Source organism: Okeania sp. SIO2C2, assembly GCF_010692625.1.
In the GTDB taxonomy this organism is placed as follows: domain Bacteria; phylum Cyanobacteriota; class Cyanobacteriia; order Cyanobacteriales; family Microcoleaceae; genus Okeania; species Okeania hirsuta.
Genome location: NZ_JAAHGM010000096.1, coordinates 1 through 19163 on the forward strand (window position 1 = coordinate 1; position 19163 = coordinate 19163).

Annotated in this window: 17 protein-coding genes and 1 pseudogene; 10 read left to right on the plus strand and 8 right to left on the minus strand. The window is 37.5% G+C overall.

Features of this window, described 5'->3' with window-relative positions:
- Positions 1-569 precede the first annotated feature (569 nt).
- The 7 genes from F6K18_RS33755 (at position 570) to cobI (ending at position 8102) form a co-directional block, all read left to right on the plus strand.
- Positions 570-1871 (plus strand): serine/threonine-protein kinase, encoded by a 1302-nt coding sequence (locus tag F6K18_RS33755; protein WP_287527423.1) that lies wholly within the window; start codon positions 570-572, stop codon positions 1869-1871.
- 318 nt (positions 1872-2189) lie between these two features.
- The gene (locus tag F6K18_RS33760) at positions 2190-2987 is read left to right on the plus strand and encodes a transposase (protein ID WP_287527426.1); all 798 of its coding nucleotides are present in this window, start codon (positions 2190-2192) and stop codon (positions 2985-2987) included.
- A 132-nt stretch (positions 2988-3119) separates the two neighbouring features.
- Positions 3120-3362 (plus strand): hypothetical protein, encoded by a 243-nt coding sequence (locus F6K18_RS33765; protein WP_287527429.1) that lies wholly within the window; start codon positions 3120-3122, stop codon positions 3360-3362.
- A gap of 176 nt (positions 3363-3538) precedes the next feature.
- On the plus strand, positions 3539-5173 hold the full coding sequence (locus F6K18_RS33770) for a response regulator (protein ID WP_287527431.1): 1635 nt from the start codon (positions 3539-3541) through the stop codon (positions 5171-5173).
- On the plus strand, positions 5174-6322 hold the full coding sequence (locus tag F6K18_RS33775) for a hybrid sensor histidine kinase/response regulator (RefSeq protein WP_287527434.1): 1149 nt from the start codon (positions 5174-5176) through the stop codon (positions 6320-6322).
- 383 nt (positions 6323-6705) lie between these two features.
- Positions 6706-7335 (plus strand): precorrin-8X methylmutase, encoded by a 630-nt coding sequence (locus F6K18_RS33780; RefSeq protein ID WP_287527436.1) that lies wholly within the window; start codon positions 6706-6708, stop codon positions 7333-7335.
- Positions 7332-8102 carry a precorrin-2 C(20)-methyltransferase gene (cobI, locus tag F6K18_RS33785; protein ID WP_287527438.1) on the plus strand — a complete coding sequence of 257 codons (771 nt, stop codon included), beginning with the start codon at positions 7332-7334 and terminating at the stop codon, positions 8100-8102. The genes F6K18_RS33780 and cobI overlap by 4 nt, the downstream gene beginning before the upstream one ends.
- Positions 8103-8191: 89 nt before the next feature.
- On the opposite strand, the pseudogene F6K18_RS33790 reads toward cobI, so the two are convergent.
- From F6K18_RS33790 to F6K18_RS33800, 3 genes and pseudogenes are all read right to left on the minus strand, one after another.
- A pseudogene (locus tag F6K18_RS33790) lies at positions 8192-8368 on the minus strand (response regulator transcription factor); the annotation flags it as partial.
- Between the two features lie 190 nt (positions 8369-8558).
- Positions 8559-9008 carry a response regulator transcription factor gene (locus F6K18_RS33795; RefSeq protein WP_353735257.1) on the minus strand — a complete coding sequence of 150 codons (450 nt, stop codon included), beginning with the start codon at positions 9006-9008 and terminating at the stop codon, positions 8559-8561.
- Between the two features lie 176 nt (positions 9009-9184).
- On the minus strand, positions 9185-9745 hold the full coding sequence (locus F6K18_RS33800; protein ID WP_287527441.1) for a hypothetical protein: 561 nt from the start codon (positions 9743-9745) through the stop codon (positions 9185-9187).
- Positions 9746-9925: 180 nt separating this feature from the next.
- Here F6K18_RS33800 and F6K18_RS33805 point away from each other — a divergent pair, with 180 nt between their 5' ends.
- Positions 9926-10357 carry a Spy/CpxP family protein refolding chaperone gene (locus tag F6K18_RS33805; protein WP_287527443.1) on the plus strand — a complete coding sequence of 144 codons (432 nt, stop codon included), beginning with the start codon at positions 9926-9928 and terminating at the stop codon, positions 10355-10357.
- Positions 10358-10642: 285 nt separating this feature from the next.
- Here F6K18_RS33805 and F6K18_RS33810 read toward each other — a convergent pair whose 3' ends face one another.
- The 5 genes from F6K18_RS33810 to F6K18_RS33830 all read right to left on the minus strand — a co-directional run bounded on the left by F6K18_RS33810 (position 10643) and on the right by F6K18_RS33830 (position 16174).
- A complete protein-coding gene (locus F6K18_RS33810; RefSeq protein WP_287527446.1) occupies positions 10643-10873 on the minus strand; it encodes a hypothetical protein in 231 nt (76 codons plus the stop codon).
- Positions 10854-12470 carry an acyl--CoA ligase family protein gene (locus tag F6K18_RS33815; RefSeq protein ID WP_287527449.1) on the minus strand — a complete coding sequence of 539 codons (1617 nt, stop codon included), beginning with the start codon at positions 12468-12470 and terminating at the stop codon, positions 10854-10856. The genes F6K18_RS33810 and F6K18_RS33815 overlap by 20 nt, the downstream gene beginning before the upstream one ends.
- A 182-nt stretch (positions 12471-12652) precedes the next feature.
- Positions 12653-13390, minus strand: a complete 738-nt coding sequence (locus F6K18_RS33820; RefSeq protein ID WP_287527453.1) for a HEAT repeat domain-containing protein — start codon at positions 13388-13390, stop codon at positions 12653-12655.
- A 702-nt stretch (positions 13391-14092) separates the two neighbouring features.
- Positions 14093-15304 (minus strand): acetate kinase, encoded by a 1212-nt coding sequence (locus F6K18_RS33825; RefSeq protein ID WP_287527456.1) that lies wholly within the window; start codon positions 15302-15304, stop codon positions 14093-14095.
- A 552-nt stretch (positions 15305-15856) separates the two neighbouring features.
- The gene (locus F6K18_RS33830) at positions 15857-16174 is read right to left on the minus strand and encodes a histidine phosphatase family protein (RefSeq protein WP_353735258.1); all 318 of its coding nucleotides are present in this window, start codon (positions 16172-16174) and stop codon (positions 15857-15859) included.
- Between the two features lie 1090 nt (positions 16175-17264).
- Between F6K18_RS33830 and malQ the strand changes: the two genes are divergently transcribed.
- Positions 17265-18770 (plus strand): 4-alpha-glucanotransferase, encoded by a 1506-nt coding sequence (gene malQ, locus F6K18_RS33835; RefSeq protein ID WP_287527451.1) that lies wholly within the window; start codon positions 17265-17267, stop codon positions 18768-18770.
- A 253-nt stretch (positions 18771-19023) separates the two neighbouring features.
- A partial coding sequence (locus F6K18_RS33840) for an IS630 transposase-related protein (protein ID WP_287527459.1) occupies positions 19024-19163 on the plus strand: 140 nt, incomplete at its 3' end.

Here is a 19163-nt window from a genome sequence, read left to right on the forward strand (position 1 = left end):
TCAGTATTGATAATTCATTTAACTATTGTCCAATAGTCTAGAGAGCAAACTAACAAGGTAGCGATCGCCTGATTACTCAGTATTGATAATTCATTTAACTATTGTCCAATAGTCTAGAGAGCAAACTAACAAGGTAGCGATCGCCTGATTACTCAGTATTGATAATTCATTTAACTATTGTCCAATAGTCTAGAGAGCAAACTGACAAGGTAGCGATCGCCTGATTACTCAGTATTGATAATTCATTTAACTATTGTCCAATAGCACCAGTGTGTCGGTCCAGTAGTGGACTGTTTCAGCTAAAACTGTGCATTAGGGAGTAGGGTCGGAGAGTCGGAGGGGAGAAAGATTTTTGTTGGGTTTATCCTTATCCTGCGGATAAGCTTTCCTGCGGAATGCTACGCAAACGCTAACGGATAAGTCCGCTAACTTCCCTCAACCCAACCTACACTTATTGCACCATTGAATATGTGTCAGTCTACTACAATAATGAACTACTTAGGCGTGTCATACCACTTACGCTATTATAACTAGATAGTATTGAGATTACTATCAACTTTTAACTTATTATGTTAACTCCAGGACAAATCTTAAAACAACGTTACCAACTACAAAAACAACTAGGGCATCCTGTAGCAGGTCGTCAAACTTGGCTAGCATTTGACTCCCAACTACAAGAACAAGTAACCCTAAAAATGTTAGCTTATAGCTCCGAAATATTAGGGCAAGAATTAAATTTATTTGAGACAGAAGCTAAAATTTTACAAACTTTAAATCATTCCCAAATCCCTCGTTATCGCGATTATTTTTCCCTAGAAAAACAAGTCAGTCAAAGTTTACCTTGGTTTGCATTGGTGCAAGATTATATTCCCGGTTTTTCCCTCCAAGAATTATTAGATAGAAAGAAAAAATTCACAGAAGAAGATGTAAATAAAATTGCCAAAGAAGTATTAGAAATCCTAATTTACCTCCACGAACTAGAGCCTCCAGTTTTGCATCGAGATATTAAACCCAGTAACTTAATTATGGGTGCAGACCAACAAATTTATTTAGTAGATTTTGGCGCAGTACAATCTCAAGGTAATGCTCAGGGAGTAACTTTTACTATTATTGGAACTAGCGGTTATGCTCCCCTAGAACAATTTTGGGGTAGAGCAGTGCCAGCTTCAGACTTATATGCTTTAGGAGCTACTTTAATTCATTTACTAACTGGAACTTCCCCTGTAGATTTACCGCAAAAAAATTATCAGATTCAATTTACTGACAAGGTTGATATTAATCCTAGCTTCGCCACTTGGATTAATAAAATTACAGAAATGGATTTAGAAAAACGCTTTAAAAATGCCCGTGAAGCTTTGATATCTCTCGAATCAAAAGCAAAACTTAAACCGTTAGTTACACCTAAAAAAAATCCTCTAAACTTAAGCATTATTATTACCATTAATAAATCTCCAGATATGATAGAAATCTATACTCATGCACCTAGTTTAAGAGAACTAAAAAATTCTGGAATTATTGGTGGAGCGCTTTGTATATTTTTTGGTTTACTGCTAACTAATCCAATTTATGGAATATTATTTTTTATCATGATTTTTGTAGGAATATACATACTCTTTGGAGAAAAAAAATATATTTATATTGACCGTAATAGTTTTCAGGTAGAACGACATTTATTTAATTTTATTTACGGGAAATGCCAGGGAAATACTAAAGATATTTTACAAGTATTATCATCTAAGTTTGAATCTGGTTATCAAGTGACAATTCAATCTCAAATAGATAAATATCAACTCGATCAAGCGATGAACCCAAAAGATAGCACGCGATTAGCTCAGGAAATTAATGAATGGTTGAATCAAAAACCAGATTGAAGAAGGAAGAAGTGGATGGGGATAGTCAAGGACTTGCCACTTCGTGTCTTATAACCCCAACCAATTGTAGGCGTTGGTGAACGTGTAATCCTCTAGATAGGAATTGGCACAGTCTTAAATTTTAAGTAGTATAGTAGTCAGGAAATGGAATACTGAAGCATTTTTATTCTATAGCATTCTATATTCACCAACGCCTAGATGCAGGAGATGATGATTTTTTACCCAAACCTGTAAATACCGAGGAGCATTGACTTAATCAACGAATAACGATATAATACATATTTAAGCATACCATTAGACAGGCTGGGATCAATCTCCATGAAATCCATCAGAACTAAACTCAAATTAAATAATAAACAAAAAACGCTCTTTGCACAACACGCAGGTTATAGTAGATGGTGCTACAACTGGGGTTTAAGTTTATGGAATGCTGCTTACAGAGATGGTTATAAGCCCAACCCTTCCTTCGGAATGCTGCGCAAACGTAAACTCAGAGAGGTTTTTACTAATCACACCAAACCCCTCTATCCCTGGATGAAAAACCTCTCATCTAAAGTTTATCAGTATGCTTTTCCTTCGGAATGCTTCCCTACGGGATGCTACGCAAACGCAAACATCAACTTGGGTGAAGCATTTAAGAGGTTCTTTTCCTGCGGAATGCTTCCCTACGGGATGCTACGCAAACGCAAACAAGGATTGGGTAAACGCCCAAGGTTTAAGAAAAAAGGCAGATCAGATTCTTTTCCTTCGGAATGCTTCCCTACGGGATGCTACGCAAACGCAAACACAATTGATAATTGTGGAAAGCCAATAGAATTAAATGGATGGAGTCACAAATTACCTTTCCTTGGTATTGTTAAAACTTATGAATCTATTGAAGTAACTACTCAGAAAATAACTATCAGCAGACAAGCTGGTGATTGGTATCTTAGCTGTAGTTATGAATTTACTCCGACTGCAACTTCAAAAACTACAGAAGTTGTAGGTGTAGATTTAGGCATTAAAACATTAGCGACACTAAGTACTGGTGAAGTCTTCAAGAGTGTTTTGCCTTACAAAAAAGCACAAAACAAACTAGCTAAGTTACAACGACCCAGAATGCGGTCTATCAATTGACCGAGACTTGAATGCCTCAATTAACTTAAGAAATGCGGTCGGCTTGACCGTTGATGCCTGTGGACGGAGTGCTGCCGACAGTTCCGGTGGTTTGCGTAGCATTCCGTAGGAAAGCAGGAAGTAAACATTAAAATGTCACTAATTATGCGGTGCGACCCCGCGTTGGCGCAAGACGCACCTGGTAGCGCACCAAGAGAGACGTTTTATATCGGTTTTATGAAGCAGATATTCACTCTACTTACTAACTATCTACAAGTGACTTGGAAATATGAAACAATTAAGTCAGTCTCAACTTCTACTATCACTCAAGATGATACTCTCGAAATAATTGCACCGCCATTAGAGGATTTACAAATTCTATTTGAGTTGGCCTAGGATGGTTTACTGTTCAAGCTAGCAAAAACGGCTGAAAAAATTGGGCAAAAGAGCGATTGCTATCTGCCCTTTACCCAGAAAATCTCACAACTGGCAAAGCAATTTCAAACCGAAGAAATTGAGATATTAATTCAAAAGCACATTAATTCTAAACAGTCTCTAAACTCTCACAAGTCATGAATAAAGAATTAGCAAAACAAATAGGACTCATTTTAATCATTGATGATATACCAGAAAATTTAGATGTCCTCTCAGAAACACTCAGTGTAGTAGGGTATGATGTGGCGATCGCCACCAACGGAAAACGAGCGTTCAAACAACTAGAGCGGAAATTACCAGATTTAATTTTATTAGACATCACAATGCCTGACATAGATGGCTTTGAAATCTGTAAAAAACTCAAATCCCATCATACCACTTCCAATATCCCCATAATTTTTATCACAGCTTTAGCAGATACAAAAAACAAAATTAAAGGTTTTGAGCTAGGAGCAGTAGATTATATTACTAAGCCATTTCAAGAACAAGAAGTCCTTGCCAGAGTTAATACTCATATGCAATTAAGAAGGCTGACTCAAAACTTAGAACAACAAGTCGCCCTAAAAGTCTTTTCATTAGAGCAAGCAAAACAAACTGCCGAAACCGCAAACAGGACTAAGAACCAATTTCTAGCCAACATGAGCCACGAACTGCGCACTCCCCTAAACGCAATCCTCGGCATCACAGAGGGGCTACAAGAGGAGATATTTGGCAGTATTAATGAGCAACAAATGAAAGCTATACAAACTGTTGAGAGTAGTGGAAGGCATCTGTTAGAGCTCATTAACGACATTCTGGATCTCGCCAAAATTGAATCGGGTCAGTTAGAGCTAAACTTTACACTCACTACAGTTTCTTCTCTGTGCCAATCTAGTCTGGCCTTCATCAAACAACTTGCCGAAAAGAAACGCATTCAACTAGAAATGAAACTGCCCCAAAACCTGCCTGAGTTATTCGTGGATGAACGACGCATCCGCCAAGTTTTAATCAACCTACTCAATAATGCTGTCAAATTTACCTCAGATGGGGGATGTATTTCCTTGGAAGTCCAGGTCAATCGCCAGCAGTTCGACTCAAAGGCCAACAAATTCAAAAAATTCCTACGAATTGCTGTTATTGACACTGGCATTGGCATTGCTCCAGAAAACCTTAAAAAATTATTTCAGCCTTTTGTCCAAATTGATAGTTCCTTGAATCGGCACTACCAAGGGACAGGTTTAGGGCTTGCTTTAGTGAAACGTATTGTTGAGCATCACGGCGGGCAAGTGGGTGTCACCAGTGAGATAGGGGTTGGTAGTTGCTTCACCATCGACCTTCCTTACACTTTGACAATAGACACCTCCAACGAATTGGAAGTGCAGCCTGAACCTAGCATTGAACTAACTCAGCCTCAAGAGCAAATATCACCATTAATTATGCTGGCAGAAGATAACAAAGTAAATATTAGTACAGTTTCAAGCTATCTGAGAGCTAAAGGCTATCGAATTCTGCTGGCTAGGAATGGAGAGGAAGCAATTACCCTCGCTCGGTCGGAAAACCCCGATCTGATTCTGATGGACATTTCAATGCCAAAGATAGATGGCCTCCAGGCCATAGAGCAGATTCGTAGTATTCCTAACTTGGTCGATGTGCCGATAGTGGCACTGACTGCTCTAGCGATGGTGGGCGATCGAGAACGTTGTCTGGCGGCTGGAGCTAGTGATTACTTGAGCAAACCTGTTAAACTAAAACAATTGGCAACCACAATTCAAAAACTTTTAAACACAAAATAAATGCATTTACCTTCTATTTTAGTGATTGATGATGAGCCTAATAATTTTGATGTGATTGAAGCTCTTTTGAGCGACCAAGACTATGAGTTGTATTATGCTGCCAGTGGTGAAGAGGGGATCGCCAACCTAGAAACCTACAACCCAGACCTGATTTTACTTGATGTAATGATGCCGGGAATTGATGGTCTTGAAGTTTGTCGGCAAATTAAAGCTATGTCAGCATGGCAAGCTGTTCCCATTATTATGGTCACGGCATTAAGCGCAAAGTCAGATTTGGCAAATTGTCTAAATGCTGGCGCTGACGATTTTATCAGTAAACCCGTTAATACCATTGAGCTGAGGGCGAGAGTTAGCTCCATGCTACGAATTAAGCACCAGTATGATAACTTACAAACTATGCTCAAATTACGAGAAGATATGGTAAAAATGGTCGTTCACGATTTACGAAATCCTTTGACTATTATTTTGTTTGGTTTAGAACTCTTGAAAAATCCTAATTATCCTCAAGATCAGCAAAATATTAAACTAAATCAAGTTTATTCGTCAGCACAAACATTACAAGTATTAATTGATGATTTATTAAATATGGCTTTACTGGAATCTGGTCAAATTCGTCTCAACCGCACACAGGTAAAACTATGTAGTTTGATCGAGTCTGCTATTTCAAACTTTGAAGCGGTCGCCGAACAAAAAAATCAGTCCCTAGTTAGTCAACTCCCAGAAGCTATCTGTAAAAAAGTTACTATTGATGTCACTCTGTATCATAGAGTTTTGGATAACCTGATCTCAAATGCTATTAAGTTTTCTCCACATAAGAGTAAAATTATCGTGAGTTTAGAATTGCTCAATTCTGGAGATTGCAGAATTCAGGTGATCGACTCCGGTCCGGGCGTTCCAGAACAATTGCAACAAAAGATTTTTGAGAAATACGAGGTTGGAACTATGATGTCTGGTGTTTCCCAAATAGGATTGGGTTTAGCCTTTTGCAAAATGGTTGTTGAGGCCCATGGAGACAAAATTTGTGTTATAAGCAACCAACCGCAAGGAGCTATCTTTGAAATCATTCTAAAGTCTAATGAAAAAACAGTAGGCAATGAAGAAGAAAATGAAATATATCCGGTCTCTTTCTCCTCGGTGGAAAATACTTGACATTTTATCGATCGGTAATTATCCTAACTAAATATAATACTATTTTCAGATGGTCAGTTATGGTTAATACCATATAAAGAAAAAAAAAGAATGTTACGAATAATTTGGATAATTAAAAGACACATGCAGGAGATGTCCCTTTGATTAAAAAGATAAGTTTCAACCTAAAAAATGATATCTAAGCCATTTATCCTGACTCCTAACTTTCCCTCCCAGGAGGGGTTAGGGGTGGGTTGAATCCTAAAAAATAGCCTACCTATTTGTAGCAAATATTTATCAAACTGGTATAAGATTTTGAAATCAAGTTCTGCCAAACTGTTATTTCATAAAGCAATGAATTTATTTGAACTATTACCAATTACCAATTACCGAATTTCCCCAAAATGATTGATTATATTCGCAACGGCGAAGAAATTTACCGCAAATCTTTTGCTATGATTCGCTCCGAAGTTAACCTAGAAAGATTTCCTCAGGATTTAGCTCATGTTGCAGTTAGATTGATTCATGCCTGCGGTATGACAAATATTGTAGAAGACTTAGTTGCTTCAGAAGATGCAGTGCAAGTAGGACGTGCCGCATTAATTAATGGTGCGTCAATTCTGTGTGATTCTCAAATGGTAGCTAATGGAATTATCCGTCATCGGTTGCCAGCTAATAATGAAGTTATTTGTACTCTTAATCATCCAGAAGTACCTAAAATGGCTCGACGAATTAACAATACTCGCTCTGCAACAGCAATAGAATTATGGAAATCTCTGAGCAATAATTCTGTGATCGCCATTGGTAATGCACCAACAGCACTGTTTCACTTACTAGAAATGCTGGATGAGGGTATGGCAAAACCTGCTGTAATTTTAGGTTTTCCTGTGGGATTTGTGGGTGCAGCGGAATCAAAAGCTGAACTGGCAGCAAATAGTCGAGGAATTCCATTTATTACTCTCCATGGAAGACGTGGAGGGAGTGCGATCGCTGCTTCGGCAGTGAATGCTTTGGCAAAGGAGAGCGAGCTATGACAGAATTAGGACGACTGTATGGATTAGGCATTGGACCTGGCGACCCAGAGTTGTTGACCTTGAAAGCACACCGCATTTTGACTACTGTTCCAGTAATTGCTTACCCTATTTCTGAAAATGGTAAAGCTTTAGCACGGGCGATCGTCTCGGACTTTATTGGTCCCGACCAGATAGAAATTTCTATGTCTTTACCGTTTGATGTTAAGCGATCGCCACATCCCTATTATGATATAGCTGCCACCAAGATTGCCGAACACCTAAAAGTAGGGACAGATGTGGCGGTGTTATGTGAAGGGGAACCAATGCTTTATGGTTCATTTATGTATCTTTTTCAGCGACTTTCGAGACAGTTTCCTACTGAAATTGTACCGGGAATTTCTTCTACAATGGCAAGTGCTGCTATGCTGGGGGTCCCAATTACTTATGGCAATGATGTGTTGAGTATTATCCCTGCTACTTTGGATGAAACTACTTTGAGCGATCGTCTTGCTGTTGTTGATGCGGCGGTTATCATTAAATTAGGGAGGCATTTTACCAAAGTCCGTAGGGTTATCAATCGTTTAGGGTTATTGCATAGGGCACTTTATATTGAAAGGGCGACTCAATCAAATCAGCGAATTGTTGACATTACTGAGGTTAAGCAGGTTGATGTTCCTTATTGGTCTTTGATTTTGATTCCCAGTCAAATGGAGATGGGGAGATGGGGAGATGGGGAGATGGGGAGATGGAGGGATGGGGAGATGGGGAGGTCGAGAAAGATTTGGTAATGGCGTTGAGATGGAACATTTTCTTCTTCCATCCTGTACAGGGGTTAGCGTCAGCTATGCATCAGCAAACGGGCATTTGCCCCTACTTCCTACTCGCTATTCCCTACTCCCTGTCCAGATAAAATTGAATGGGCAAAAATAGCAGCTTGAGTGCGATCGCGTAAATTTAACCTCCTGAGAATATTAGTAATATGATTTTTTACAGTCTTCTCAGAAATATAGAGAGTTTTGGCTATTTCTCGGTTCTTTGCACCAGAAGCAATTAATATCATGTCCGGTAGCATCGGTATTGTATAGCAAGGGCAGGGAACACTTAACTGGGAACAGGGAACAGGCAAGAATACTTAAAAGCAAGAAAAAAACTTAAATTTCCTGTAGATATTCACCTTTGGGTTTACACGAACGATACCAGCGGACATGATATAACTTTAAAATTTCTTGTTCTCTTGGTGTTAATTATTGCCAATTTTGAGGAAGGTTACTAACAGGAATTGCCATTTGATAAATAGCTTTTTTACCTATACCAGGTCCTAGTTGTGTATAACCTTTAAATACAGCTTGAATTGCCTGACCTAATTCTTCTGAAGGTGTGTCTTTTAGTAAATATCCTGCTGCTCCATATTTCAATGCTTGAGTGACATATTGATCGTCATCAAATGTAGTTAATATTAATATTTTTACTTCTGGGAAACGCTGACAAATTTCTTTAGTTGCTGCTACTCCATCCATTATTGGCATTCGTACATCCATTAAAATTACATCTGGTTGTAGATTTTCTATTTGATTTATTGCCATTTCTCCATCTTCAGCTTCTCCTATTATTTGTAAATAATTTTCTAACTTTAATAAAGCTTTTAATCCACGCCGGATTAAATTTTCATCATCGACTAATAATACTTTAATCATAGTTTCTACTAATTTTATCTAATACCATTTATCACGCATTATTGCTACATCTCATTGAGAGTAGGGAGTAGGGTTAAAAGACATAAGATATTTTGGTTTAATGCCGATAATCGTATGCAAGCATTGCTGAAGCATTATTATTACTTAATAACTGAAGTCCCATCGGGACTATAGCATTAATGCATGGGAATTGGTATAAGGGAATAGGAAGTCGGGAGCAGAGATAATTGTTCTCGACTTTTTCGTTCTGACATTATTGCTTTTACTAATAATTGCAAGAAAACTATTACTAATCCAAATAAAATTATTGAACTTAATAAAACTAAGATAAATCTTTCTCTAGCAAATAATGGTAATCTTGTCAGTTTGTGTAATTTTTGGATTTGGATAAATGTAAATAAAGAAAAAACAAATATATTAATAATTAAATTTTGTTTTCTTTCAAAGATAAAACAATCTCGAATGACCAAAATTATACATAATATTGGAGAGAGACGCAAATTACTCAGGAATGACATTAAAATAATTAAACCAATTTCTACAGCAGTATAAATTATTTTATTTGAGCGGGATTTATTGATAGGTAAAAATAGTCCCATCAGGCTAAATACTAGCAGGAGAAAAAGATTGATAGAGAGTGAATTGGAGACTTCTGCTGTGTGAATATCTCCTATTCTCCGCCGACCACCATAGAGAGGAAATTTCAAAGTTTCACTTATGGCAATAATAATCAGCAAAATCCATTCTAAGTAGAGTAAAAAACGGATTGGGTGTTTAGTTATTTTTGGGAAAATATGCATAATTTTAGGACGAAAGTCCTAGATGAAATTAGGACTTTCAGCTCTAGTTGTTTATGAGCGATCGCCTGTAGGATTAAGACAGTAAACACCTCATACATGGAGTTGTAAATAAATCTAATGAAACGTCAATCTTTCTCTCTATTATTACTTGGCATCGTTGCCACTATTCTATTTGCTAATCCTGTAAAAGTTGATGCCCATCCTAAAAATTTGAATCTAACTCCTGAACAAAAAACTCAGTGGGAGGAAATTCGAGCGCAAAGCAAAGCTCAAATGCAAAATATTCTGACTCCCGAACAGCAGCAACAGTTTCAAACTTTAACTTCACAAGGTCAACGCCCCCACAGAGCAATGAAACAGTTAAATCTCTCTGAAGAGCAAAAAACTCAGATGCGCGAAATTATGCATTCATCCCGCGAGCAAATGGCGAATATTTTAACTGAAGAACAACGAGAGCAGTTTCGTCAACAGATGCAAATGCGGGGACGGAGGAGTCAGGTAGGGGTTCCGTCGGATTGGCGACGTACAGAAGTCAGGAGTCAGGAGTAATATCATGTCCGATTGAATAGTTATTAGAGTTGTTGGGAGTAGGGGAGCAGGGGAGTAGAGGAGTAGGGGATATTAACATAAGCTAGTGCCGCTACGCGGAAGTTAAAAGTCAAAAGTCAAAAGTCAATCATTTTTCATTTGTAATTGTTTTAGGATTTTGTAACTGGTCAGTTATTTCCGCCATCCTGCACTAGAATTGTAACAGTCACTTACAAACTTTGGTGTAAAAATCTATTCCCTGTTCCCTGTTCCCTATTCCCTGTTCCCTACGCGGAAGTTAAAAGTCTATATCTTTTTCAACAGATGCTGAAAATAAGGGCGTTGGTGATTTGAGGTATGATGTCTTGTCCGGATAAGAGCGCAAACAAAAAACTTTCTCCCTCTACTACTCTTTCTTCTTCTTTCTTTCCTTCTGACTCCTGAGGACTGACTCCTGACTCCTAAATAATTAAGATTAATATCATACCCTAATTTACCAACGCCAAAATAAGTTGTCTCAGTGAATCCTTTTTTCATAACCAACCCACTCTTTCTCCCGCAATAAATATTTCTGCACTTTACCTGTAGCAGTCTTTGGCAACTCTATAAACTCAACCGCTTTCGGTACCTTAAACTGTGCCAAATTCTGGCGACAAAAATCAATAATTTCTGCTTCTGTCACACTTTTATCCGCTTTCAAAGTCACAAACGCTTTCGGCACCTCACCTCGTTTCTGATCCGGGATAGCAATAACCGCCACTTCCAAAACTGCTGGATGTTTATAAATAACTCTCTCCACCTCAATAGTCGAAATATTCGTACCACTACTAATAATAATATCCTTAGCGCGATCGCGTAATTCCATATAACCATCAGGATACATCACTGCCAAATCTCCACTATGAAACCAACCACCGCGAAACGCCAACTCAGTCGCCTCTGAATCGTTAAAATATCCCTGCATGACATTATTGCCACGCATGACAACTTCTCCCATAGTTTCCCCATCAGCAGGTATATCCTGCATATCCTTATCTACTACCCGCATTTGAGTAGCATGAATATAAGGTACTCCCTGTCTAGCTTTCAACTTGGCCCTTTCTGCCATTGGTAAATCATCCCAAGGTGCTTGCCATTCACAAACACTATGGGGTCCGTAGGTTTCTGTTAAACCATAAACATGAGTAATATCAACTCCCAACTCTTCCATTGTCTGAATAATAGTGGGAGAAGGTGGCGCTCCTGCAGTGGCAACTCGAAGAGTATGAGAAAGTTGTAATTTTTTGATGGCGCGGTCGTTAGCAAGAGCAATTAATATTGTAGGAGAACCACAGAAGTGAGTTACTCTCTCATCCATAATTAACGAGACTACAGTATTGGGGAAAAATTTCCGCATACAAATATGAGTACCACCCACAGCAATGACTCCCCAGGTAAAACACCAACCATTGCAGTGAAACATGGGTAACGTCCACAAATAGATACTATTATTATTCATCCCTAGTTCTAATGCTTCGCCCAAAGCATTGAGATAAGCACCACGATGAGTATATACCACTCCTTTGGGTTGACCACTGGTGCCACTGGTATAGTTGATCGAAATTGGTTCGTTTTCGTCTGTAAGGGAGGATGATATAGGGTCTGAGCTGCCTGTAGTTAAAAAAGTTTCATAATCTGTTCCTGGTAATTTTTCTCCTTTTGCTTCTATTTGACTGTCTACTATATTAATTATTTCTTCTACACTTTCCAACTCATCCCGCACTGATGCTACCAGGTGAGATAATTCTGTATCGACAAATAATAGACGCGCTCCACAGTTATTCAGGATATAGCAAATATCTTTAGCAGCTAATCGAATATTGATAGCGACTAAAAGTCCTCCTGCTAGGGGAACGCCAAAATGTGCTTCTAGCATAGGTGGAATATTGGGGCAAAGGAAAGCTACGCGATCGCCTTTTTGTAACCCCCAGTTTTTTAAAGCGTTTGCTAGTTGATTAACTCTAGCGGCAAACTGAGCATAAGTCCACCGTTGTTGACGGTAAACTATGACATCTTTCTGATGAAATGCTGCGACACTACGTTCTAGAAAACTTTGGGGAGTGAGAAATTGATAAGAAACTTTATGCTTTGACATTAAGGATACTCCTTCGTAGTATTGAATAAGTAACACTTCAGTTATTAGTCATCGAAAAAGTCCCAATAACTTTTTTGCTAATTTGAACCTGCGTTAATGTTAATTATTCTGATGTTTAATTCTCCCCCACTCCCCCACTCCCTTACTCAAGATAATCGTTGAAAAGTTTTTGAGAAACGATATTATAATCCTTCCATTGCTAAATCTTCAATAACTTGCAGACCCCTGGGGTCTCCTACTCGTAACAAAGATGATTTAGCATCTTCCCGCACTCCCATATCTTGCTCCTCTTCTAATGCTTCAATTAAGGCATCAATGCCACCTGCATAGACCACATTAGAAGGTAATTCTCGACATAATTGACCAATGGCCCATGCACAATTACTTCTAACTGCTGGCATTGAGTCTCGTCGCAAACCTTCAATTAATGGTGGTATTGCTCCTACTACCACTTCATAACTAACTTTGGCCATCTGACCAAGGGAACTTGCTGCCCATAGACGCACGGCAGAAATATCTGTTCTGAGGACATCAACCAAAGGCTCCAAAGCACGGCGATCGCGACAATTTCCCAAGGCCCAAACCACTCCTTTACGGACATAGCCGTTGAAGTCCTTATTCAATTGTGTAATTAGAGGTTCTACTGCATCTGGGCTAGGATTACGGCCCAAAGCATAAGCAGCACTCACTCGTATTAATGGACAATCATCCTCTAATAATTTAATTAATGGAATAATAGCCCGTTTTTCCTGGAGTTCACAGAAAGCTCGCGCTGCAATCATCCTTTGGGAGGGTTCTGAGGAAGTTAGCAATGGTAACATTTCCTCCGGATCTGGTTTTGGGGGTTCTTCTCCTAAATGATCTAAAGGACTTTCTTCCATTGGCTGAATATTGAGTTGATTGAGGTCTTCATTGTCCATAACTGTAATTTTACCCAAGAATCCTAGTTTCAGGAGAATCTCCGTGCCTGACCGCCGGAGAGTATGTCAATGTACTGATGTACTTTAATTTACTAAGTCAAAAGTTAAAAGTCAAAAATTAGGTAATGGCTAATAACTCAAAATTCATTTCTAAGCTGTATATAGCGCTGTGCGCAGGCAACAGGCAACAGCTCCGGAAGGCAACAGCTCCGGAAGGGGGAATAAAAATCTGATAATATAAGACTTTTAGCTATTGGACAATTCCTGCAATTTGTAAATATGCCAGTGTACATTGCTATAGAATAATATATTAATCAGAGTTGATTATAGATTGAGATAGACAAGTTAATAAATTTCATAATTCTGTGCCACTTCACATAAAATTGGTATAATGTCTAACACCTAAGACCTACCACCGCGCCACCTAATTCTGTATAGTGGCATGACACAGCTAAAACTGTGGATTAGATTTTTTCCTATAATTCTGTTTATGGCAAGGTTTGACCATTTTTTTCTAATACACCATTTAAGGTGTGTCACGCCAGTAACCTCACATATAAAAGTCGAAGGAAAGGTTAGGACATATCAAAAGCTTAAAACTCAGACAACGGAAGATTTTTCCTTCTTCCTTCTTCCCTCTTTCTTCTGCTATAGAATTGGTATAACTATTTATCAAATTTTTAGTCCAAATATCACCTAAGCTTAGTTCATTTTCTGCCAACATTCACAAGCGATCGCCCAATCTTCTTCTGTATGTACTACCAATACTCGTACTTTTGAATCTGAAGTAGAAATATCGGTATCCATCCCTGGTTTAATATTTTTTTCCCGGTCTATTTTTAACCCTAAAAATTCAAAATTTTCACAAGTTTTTTCTCTGACAATTGCTGAATTTTCTCCTATTCCAGCAGTAAATACTAAAACGTCTATACCACCAAGAGAAGCGAGCATTTTTCCAATACAACAACAAAGTTGATGAATATAAATATCGAATGCTAATTGGGCAGGTTCATCTCCTTCTTGCATCGCTGTGGTTATATAACGCATATCTCCAGATTTTCCAGATATTCCTTTTAACCCTGATTCTTTGTTGAGAATTGTATTGAGTTTTTCTGCATCGAGACCATGTTCTCGCATTAAATAAATGAGAATTGCCGGGTCAATTGAGCCACTACGAGTTCCCATCATTAATCCTTCTAATGGAGTAAATCCCATAGTAGTATTAATACTAATTCCATTACGAACTGCTGCTAAAGAAGCTCCATTACCTAAATGACAAGTAATTATCCGCAAAGATTCTGGTGGTTTTCCTAATATTTTTGCTGTTTTTTGAACACAATATTTATGACTTGTTCCATGAAATCCATAGCGCCTAATTCCTTTTTCAAACCATTCATAAGGAATTGGATAAACAGCAGTTTTTTTTGGCATTTTACTGTGAAATGCTGTATCGAATACTGCGATTTGAGCCACATTTCCTAATGTTTTTTCAATAGCTTCAATTCCTTCTAAATGATTGGGATTATGAGTAGGTGCTAAAGGGATAAGATTTTTGATTGTTGCCTTAACTTTATCTGTAATAAATGTTGCCTCTGAATAATCTGAACCGCCATGAACTACTCGATGACCAACTACATCTATATCGGATAGTTTTTCTATAACTTTAGTTTCTCCTTGGCTAAGAGTTTCTAACATTTTAGCAATGCTTTCTAGGCGTTTTTCTGGGTTAAGTTTTACCTCTTTTTCCACTCCATTTGCTGCAATTTCCATCAAACCATAATCATCATTAGCAGTCCAGTCAATTGCTGCTTCCCAAATTGGTTTTGGTGGATTTTCTGGTAACTTTTCCCCAGTAATTTCATACAAGCAACTTTTTTGGGAACTAGAACCTGCGTTTAAAACTAAAATTTTCATCATTAGTAATTATTTACATTTCTTAATTATACTTTTTCGTAATAGTATACAAGTAACGATATTCCCTCGCAAAAGTTAATTAGTTTATCTATATTTTTCCTGGAAAACTTAGAATTAGGGCATTGCTGAATTAAGGTATGAAAGTAGGTTTATAGGGAACACCGGATCTGGGAACACCGGATCTGGGAAAAGTTAATATTAACAAGTAGTTCAAACCATCCAAAATAAAAAATCCCAAATACAAAATTATCAAATCATACCCAGAATCAGCAACGCCAGAATTAGTTATAATTAAAAAGGTTCCTTGTCACCTATTCTCTATGTTTAAGTAAATACCTACTTTTTGATCAGAAGTCATCAGGAAAAATCTGGCTTTGTCTGAGTTTTAAGCTTTTAATCTATCCTAATCTTTGCTTCGAATGCTATACTAATAAAGACAGAATAAAGAAGATAAAAAATCAACTTAAAGTTAGATTCTTAAGCCTCCTTACTTATAGAAAAATTTTGTTTTATGATAGCTTAAGTGGAAGGGTATTCAACCATTCAAAAAACCTACTTATCTCCTAATTCCCAATTACCAAAAAATTGTGGTTTCAAACCTCCTATTTTAAGGGGATAAAAAGAAAAATTTTCCTTTGAGTCAATCCTATCCGTTCCTACTGCATCACACAAAGGTTTTGCAGTAGCAATTGTTCTTTTCATCGGGCTAACATAGGCAGCAGTCCAATTTAATGAGCGATGAGTTTTAGCAAATTGTTCTGCCATTTCTAACCCTTCTGGAGTCAATTCTGGGTCTAAAATTCCACAGTAACCGCCTGTTTTACTGTATGTAGTTTCTCCATGTCGGATAAAATACAACTTCAAACTCATGGACCATATTCCTAATGATTTTTATTTGATATACTACCACTTTCACTGATTAATCTCATGTTCAGATAATGAAGCTGTTTGAGAAGGGTACAAATTACCAATTACCCATTGCCGACCTTCAAAAATACTATAAGTATTTAACCTAATATTATCTAATTAAATATTAATAATTTCCAGCAAATATTTTCTGAAAATTAAGTAGTTAAAACTTGGTTAAAATCCGGTTAATTTTCGATAAAAATAATTAAAAAATTCAAAAAAATTAACTTTATAGAACCCCTGATCGTATCTTCATAAATATGCGCGTTTTTTTAGCCTTGAGTCAGGAGACAGGAGACAGGAGTTCAACAATGAATAATGAATAATGAATAATGAATAATGAATAATGAATAATGAATAATGAATAATGAATAATGAATAATGAATAATGAATAATGAATAATGAATAATGAATAATGAATAATGAATAATGAATAATGAATAATGAATAATGAATAATTACCTCTCCTTCAAAAGAAGAGGATTGACTAATAATGAAATTTTTTTTTATTATCCCCTTAAAAGGGGAGGCTTTAAACCACAATTTTTCGGGAAGAGGGAAGAGGGAAGAGGGAAGAGGGAAAAGGGAAGATGTGGGGAGAAATAATACAAAAAATTCAACACTTCAGAGCAGATTTTTCCTCAAAATTGATGCGCAAAAAGACTTGACTACCATAATTATATAGAACTCAAATTGGTTTTATATACTACTGATTGATTTTATGAAGTATAAAGCTTGGGATTTTAGGCAACAAAAAATCTAGGAGTATTAATGTATCTATATGAAAATTATAAATTAAATCATATATTGAATATTTAAGGTAGTTAATCACGCTTTGATGATAATCGTCCACAATCTTAGAGTCTATAACTTTAGGCAAAGTAGGAATCTGATTGTATAAATTTAGCGCAATAAATGGTAATTTGAAATTTGGTATCTGGTAATATCTTACAAAGCTGAAAGTTACAGAAATTATTATGTAGAAACTATTAATTAATCTGACTTTTGACTTTTGACTTTTGAATTTTGAATTTTGAATTTATAAATACTATGACTTTTGAACGTGCAAGTGGCATCATACTACACCCTACCAGTTTACCCAGTAGATTCGGCATCGGGGATCTAGGCAAATCAGCTTATGAGTTTATTGATTTTCTGGCCAGAAGTGGACAAAAAATCTGGCAAGTATTACCTCTAGGCCCAACAGGTTATGAACATTCGCCCTATACCATGAATTTCAGCGCCTTTGCGGGAAATCCTCTGTTAATTAGTCTGGATATATTGGCAGAGAAAGGACTATTAAATCCTGATGAACTCATACCTCTACCTTCAGAAGAAGACCCAGCATACGCCAGAGTCAACTTTGCAGAAGTTATTCCCCACAAAGGTAAATATTTCCAGCAAGCTTACGACCGCTTCAAACAAGCTATTCCACCAGAATACGAAATTTTTTCCCAACAGCAATCATATTGGTTGGATGACTATGCTTTATTTATGGCTTTGCATGAGGCCAATCCAGATAAAACATGGAATCAATGGGAACCAGGTTTAGCTCGTCGAGAACCAGGTGCAGTAAAAATAGCAACAAGTCTATTACACGATAGTATTGAATATCATAAGTTCTTGCAATTTCAGTTTTTTGAACAATGGACAAAAGTCCGCAGATACTGCCACGGGAAAAATATCAAAATTATTGGTGACGTTTCGATTTATGTCTGTCATCATAGCGCAGAGGTTTGGAGTCATCCAGAAAACTTTGACCTCAACCCAGAAACTTTAGAACCCGCATGGAAAGCAGGAGTACCACCAGACTATTTTAGTGCAACTGGGCAGTTATGGGGAAATCCTGTCTATAACTGGGAAAATTTAATCAATACTAACTTTGCTTGGTGGATCGAAAGATTTAGAGCAACTTTACAATATGTGGATGTTGTGCGCGTGGATCATTTCCGTGGTTTTGAAGCTTTCTGGCGAGTACCCGCAGGGGAAGATAATGCTATTAATGGCGAATGGGTAAAAGCACCAGGATACAAATTATTTTCCAAATTGCAGGAAGCTCTAGGAACTCTACCGATCTTGGCAGAAGACTTGGGAATTATTACTCCAGAAGTAGAAGCAATGCGCGATCGCTTTGAATTCCCGGGAATGCGAATATTATTGTTTGCTTTTGGCGGTGAGGCAGATCATCCCTACTTACCTCATAGTTATATTAACAACTGCATAGTCTATACGGGTACTCACGATAACGATACTACTGTCGGTTGGTGGTTACAAGCTCCTCAGGAAGTAAGACAGCACGTTGCTAAATATTTGGGTTATGCTAGTGATAGCGATATCCATGAAATCAGTTGGTCGCTCATGCGTTTAGCTTCTGCTTCCGTTGCTGATATGGCAATATTCCCTCTCCAAGATGTTCTTTCCTTAGATAACGGCGCTCGCATGAATGACCCTAGTGTTACTCCTGGTAACTGGCGCTGGCGCTATACCACTTCAGAGCTTTTGAGTCAAGAATTGAGCGATCGCTTACTACAAATTACTCAACTTTACAACCGATAATTAATAGAGAAGATAGTATAATATGTTACATCTTTTTTACTAACTAGGTGTAAAAACAGAAAAAAAGATTATTATCTTTTCCCTTATTGGTTGAATACATTACCTTACAGAGAATATCAATGGGGTTAGTGGGGTGAGAATTCCCATCGACCCTATTCTCATTTCTACTGACTATTGACTACTATAGTTATTATGAATAAGAGTGGTACAGTATAAAGAGTCAAATATAAACCAGAATAAATCATTTTAAAAAATGTCTTATAGTCTAGATTTACGAACAAGAGTCATTGATTATATTGAACAGGGAGGAAGTATTTTATCGGCCTCCAGAATCTATAAAGTGGGACGTTCTACAATATATCGATGGCTAGCAAGAGTGGATTTGAAACCGAC

Excerpts from the sequence above, each read along its gene's own strand:
- F6K18_RS33755 (WP_287527423.1), top strand. The coding sequence starts at position 570 with ATGTTAACTCCAGGACAAATCTTAAAACAACGTTACCAACTACAAAAA.
- F6K18_RS33760 (WP_287527426.1), top strand. The coding sequence starts at position 2,190 with ATGAAATCCATCAGAACTAAACTCAAATTAAATAATAAACAAAAAACG.
- F6K18_RS33765 (WP_287527429.1), top strand. The coding sequence starts at position 3,120 with ATGTCACTAATTATGCGGTGCGACCCCGCGTTGGCGCAAGACGCACCT.
- F6K18_RS33770 (WP_287527431.1), top strand. The coding sequence starts at position 3,539 with ATGAATAAAGAATTAGCAAAACAAATAGGACTCATTTTAATCATTGAT.
- F6K18_RS33775 (WP_287527434.1), top strand. The coding sequence starts at position 5,174 with ATGCATTTACCTTCTATTTTAGTGATTGATGATGAGCCTAATAATTTT.
- F6K18_RS33780 (WP_287527436.1), top strand. The coding sequence starts at position 6,706 with ATGATTGATTATATTCGCAACGGCGAAGAAATTTACCGCAAATCTTTT.
- cobI (WP_287527438.1), top strand. The coding sequence starts at position 7,332 with ATGACAGAATTAGGACGACTGTATGGATTAGGCATTGGACCTGGCGAC.
- F6K18_RS33795 (WP_353735257.1), bottom strand. The coding sequence starts at position 9,008 with ATGATTAAAGTATTATTAGTCGATGATGAAAATTTAATCCGGCGTGGA.
- F6K18_RS33805 (WP_287527443.1), top strand. The coding sequence starts at position 9,926 with ATGAAACGTCAATCTTTCTCTCTATTATTACTTGGCATCGTTGCCACT.
- F6K18_RS33810 (WP_287527446.1), bottom strand. The coding sequence starts at position 10,873 with ATGAAAAAAGGATTCACTGAGACAACTTATTTTGGCGTTGGTAAATTA.
- F6K18_RS33815 (WP_287527449.1), bottom strand. The coding sequence starts at position 12,470 with ATGTCAAAGCATAAAGTTTCTTATCAATTTCTCACTCCCCAAAGTTTT.
- F6K18_RS33820 (WP_287527453.1), bottom strand. The coding sequence starts at position 13,390 with ATGGACAATGAAGACCTCAATCAACTCAATATTCAGCCAATGGAAGAA.
- F6K18_RS33825 (WP_287527456.1), bottom strand. The coding sequence starts at position 15,304 with ATGAAAATTTTAGTTTTAAACGCAGGTTCTAGTTCCCAAAAAAGTTGC.
- F6K18_RS33830 (WP_353735258.1), bottom strand. The coding sequence starts at position 16,174 with ATGAGTTTGAAGTTGTATTTTATCCGACATGGAGAAACTACATACAGT.
- malQ (WP_287527451.1), top strand. The coding sequence starts at position 17,265 with ATGACTTTTGAACGTGCAAGTGGCATCATACTACACCCTACCAGTTTA.